The 3,431-nt window shown below is 48.0% G+C and carries 3 protein-coding genes and 1 pseudogene; 1 reads left to right on the forward strand and 3 read right to left on the reverse strand.

The window, feature by feature from the left end:
• From ACYVGR_RS29435 to ACYVGR_RS29445, 3 genes and pseudogenes are all read right to left on the reverse strand, one after another.
• Positions 1–329, reverse strand: a pseudogene (locus ACYVGR_RS29435) (hypothetical protein); the annotation flags it as partial.
• 35 nt (positions 330–364) lie between these two features.
• Entirely contained in the window at positions 365–769 is a 405-nt protein-coding gene (locus ACYVGR_RS29440; protein WP_460963587.1) for a hypothetical protein, read from the reverse strand.
• Between the two features lie 41 nt (positions 770–810).
• Complete coding sequence (locus tag ACYVGR_RS29445; RefSeq protein ID WP_460963588.1) at positions 811–2,178, reverse strand: IS110 family RNA-guided transposase; 1,368 nt, start codon at positions 2,176–2,178, stop codon at positions 811–813.
• 510 nt (positions 2,179–2,688) lie between these two features.
• Here ACYVGR_RS29445 and ACYVGR_RS29450 point away from each other — a divergent pair.
• A partial coding sequence (locus tag ACYVGR_RS29450; protein WP_460963589.1) for a DNA/RNA non-specific endonuclease occupies positions 2,689–3,431 on the forward strand: 743 nt, incomplete at its 3' end.

Below are 3,431 nucleotides of genomic sequence, written 5' to 3' on the forward strand. Positions count from 1 at the left end.
ACCTGATTGGGCCGTAGAACGACCAAGTCTTTGATCAGGTTCGGGTATTTGCGAAACCGATGTCGGGAAAAGGTGGTGATCACCTTCCGCCTTCGCTTTCTGATTAACAGATGGTTAGCTGCCATTAAGTCGAACAAGGCATCCCGACCCATTTTTATTCCCCGTTGTCCCAGTTCTTCTTTCAGGAGCCAGTATAGTTTCTTGCCTCCCATGCGAGGGTGATCTTTTCGAACCGCTTCGATCAGCTCCAGTACTTGTTGATCGGCTTCTTCACCTTTGATAAGCCGATGGCTATGTTGATAGTAAGCTTGCCGACTAAAACCAAACAACCCGGTGATCCGCCGGACGCGGAGGTGAGGATAGCTTACTCGAAGGAGTTGGATTGCTTGGTAGCGGACTTTTTTTCAATAGCGATGCCCAGCTCCTGCTCGGCAACCCGAATCACAGTCGAATAATAAAGCACCTGAGTTTGGGCTTGCTCCAGCTCTTTCTGAAGCTGTTTGACTTGTCGGGCCAACTCATCGGCTTTATGGGCCATCTGCTCGACAATCGTTGGCGGTGGCTGTTTGCTGGCTTGTTTCATGGCATCGGTGCGCTGAAAGTTCTCGTGGCGTACCCGGTCCAGCCACTTTCTAACCGTGTGGCGGGTCAAAACGTTGAACTTGGCCATGGCCTGATCAATGGTCAGTCGACCCAGGTTGATCTCTTCAACCATCTGACGCATCTTGAGCTCATGCGCCTGAGTACGAAGCAAAAATAAGTGGTCCATCTGCTTAAAGTGATGGTAAACTTATTTTCGGACAAGACCAGCTAAAGAACTGTTAATGAAGCCTTTGAAAATAGCCGCGTTAGCTCATCTTGATTTAAATTAAGGGCTTCAATGCGCCGTTGCACCTGCCGTAATCCGGCTTCTTTTGTTCGTTGGCTATTCGCTTTGATTTGGGTTTTCTTATAGGGTTCTTCCTTCGTTATCATATTCCATATAATGACTGCCAGCTTTCGGGCAGTGGCCGTTATAGCTGCTACCCGACCTTTCCGGTAAGCAATTCGTTTGAAGAAGGGAGTAAGTTCATGATTGGTCTGATTGCCAATTGAATTCGCAGCTTGACGTAAGGCAGAAGCGATATAGGACTTACCCGAAGGGGTACGATGGCTAATGATGCGCCCCCCACTAATTTTATTGTTAGGTACCAACCGAAGCCAACTAGCAAAGCTTTTTGCCGAGGAAAACTTATGAATGTCCTTCCCCAAGGTAGTTAACAGACAAAGAACGGTATTATAACTGATGCCCGATATGGCAAACAGATCCGTTTGAAAATACTGATACGCCAAGTTGGATAGGTCAAAAGCAGGGGTATGCTTACTGGGCTTTTTCTCGTGTTTCGATAGTTTCTTCTCCGCAGGTTTCGACACCGACTCTAGGGGAACACTTCGTCGTAAAGCTTGTTCAATTACCTGGTCACACGACAGCAGGGCGTTTTGATAATGTTTGTAAAAATCCAAAGACGCTTGCAATTCAAACAACAGCTCCTGTCGCCATGACCCCTGAAGCGATTGGGCAATTTCCTGTTGAGACTTTTTCATCCGCACATCCACTAAAGAGGCTAAATAGTATGGATCGTGGTTTCCAGCCAGAATGGCTTCCATAATGGCCAGCCCAGATTTTCCCGTAATGTCCCGAATAGCCACATCCAACCGAACATTCATCAACCGAAGCGCTTTCTGCATTTTATGGGTATAGGTAGCTAGCTGCTCAATCAGATGTTGCCGATGATAGTAGTAGGTACGAAACTCCTGAAGCGTATCGCTCAGCAAAAAACTACCGGACAATAAACCTAAGGAATGAAGTTTTTGAATCCACAAACAGTCGATAACATCCGTTTTTCGGCCTTTAACATTCTTAGTTTGGCTACCACCAACTAGAAGTACGTCAAACCCAGCTTGCTGTAAGGCGTTGAAAAGTGTTTGCCAATAACTGCCCGTGCTTTCCATGGCTATCGTCGTAATGCCATGCTGCCGCAAATGGTCAATGAGCAGTTGGTGATCTTGGGTATACACCCCAAAGGATCGTACATTTTCCTTATTCTGATCGATGGCTACCCAATGTTCGCGGGAGCCGATATCGATGCCAGCAGCTTGTGAATTAATAACCGGAAGAGTTGCCGTTTGCTTTCCCATACGAATTGACGATTATAGGAGTGAAATGGCTTCAGGGAATGCATGGATGGATAAAAGATTTTTCTATTCGGGATTCTCTTGGGGAGATCACCAGTGTATTCATCAATTGCCTCTGCTTTTAACAAAGGCCTTATACATTCCAGCCCAGATTTTAGGAAGGACTTGAGAGTACCATTGAATCGATGAGCTTATAGCTGAAGCCCTAACAAGATAATAAAATGGCTCAAGCTAGCCTTTCTCATGTTGTCATTGTTATTCAATAGCACCAGCGCAATCGGGGGATTTTAGGACAAGACACAATCTGCGCCAGATAGGTCCCGATCTGTTCCACTTCTTCCAAGCGTCAAGCATCAGGGGGGTCTCGTCGGCGGGCCAGATCCTGGTAGTGTTGTAGACCCAGCAAGCGACGAAATGCCACCAGCGGAATAGGCAAGTGTTGCAGTCGGGTAAATAACCCGTTGACCCTACATGAGTGCTTAAGGCGGATGAAGTTTTCTTATTTTTATCCCTATGAAGTTGAACAGAATACTCATTTTCCTGCTGCTCGTTAGCGGTTTTAGCCAGTGTAAGCAATCAGCGGTTTCCCCTCCGGTTACCACCAGCCCAACCAGAGATGATAATCTGGCGATGGGCAATCCCGATGGGGCCAGACCGCTGGAGTCCAGTCCAAACGCCTACTTGATTACCAGGCCAACCTACAGTGTTTCCTATAACAAGTCAACCGGTATTGCCAACTGGTGCAGCTGGCATCTGAGTACCGCCTGGAAGGGGTCTGCTTTACGGTATGGCGGTAGTTTCATTCCGGATCAAAGCTTGCCCACTACCTGGTATCAGGCTCGCCATACGGACTATACCAATAGCGGCTTCGACCGAGGTCATCTCTGCCCCTCCGATGATCGGGATAGTACGGCCCAGGAGAACCAGACTACCTTTATTCTAACCAACATCGTCCCTCAAGCCCCTCAACACAATCGGCAGGCCTGGAAGAATCTGGAAGATTACACGCGTGGTTTGTTGGCTCAAGGGAATGAGGTCTATATCGTAGCGGGCACTTATGGAAAAGGGGGCGAAGGTGATAACGGCAAAGTAAGTAGTATTGCCAACGGTAAGCTGACAGTTCCTGCTGTACTGTGGAAAATAGTGGTTGTGTTGCCGGTCGGCTCAGGGGATGTGAATCGAATTAGCGCGCAGACGCGGGTGATAGCCGTCTGGATGCCCAATACCAATATGACGGGCCTGCAACCCTGGACGCG

Source organism: Spirosoma litoris (assembly GCF_054776755.1).

What these genes read in the sequence shown, in the direction of transcription:
- ACYVGR_RS29440 (WP_460963587.1), bottom strand. Translation starts at nt 769, where the DNA reads ATGGACCACTTATTTTTGCTTCGTACTCAGGCGCATGAGCTCAAGATG.
- ACYVGR_RS29445 (WP_460963588.1), bottom strand. Translation starts at nt 2,178, where the DNA reads ATGGGAAAGCAAACGGCAACTCTTCCGGTTATTAATTCACAAGCTGCT.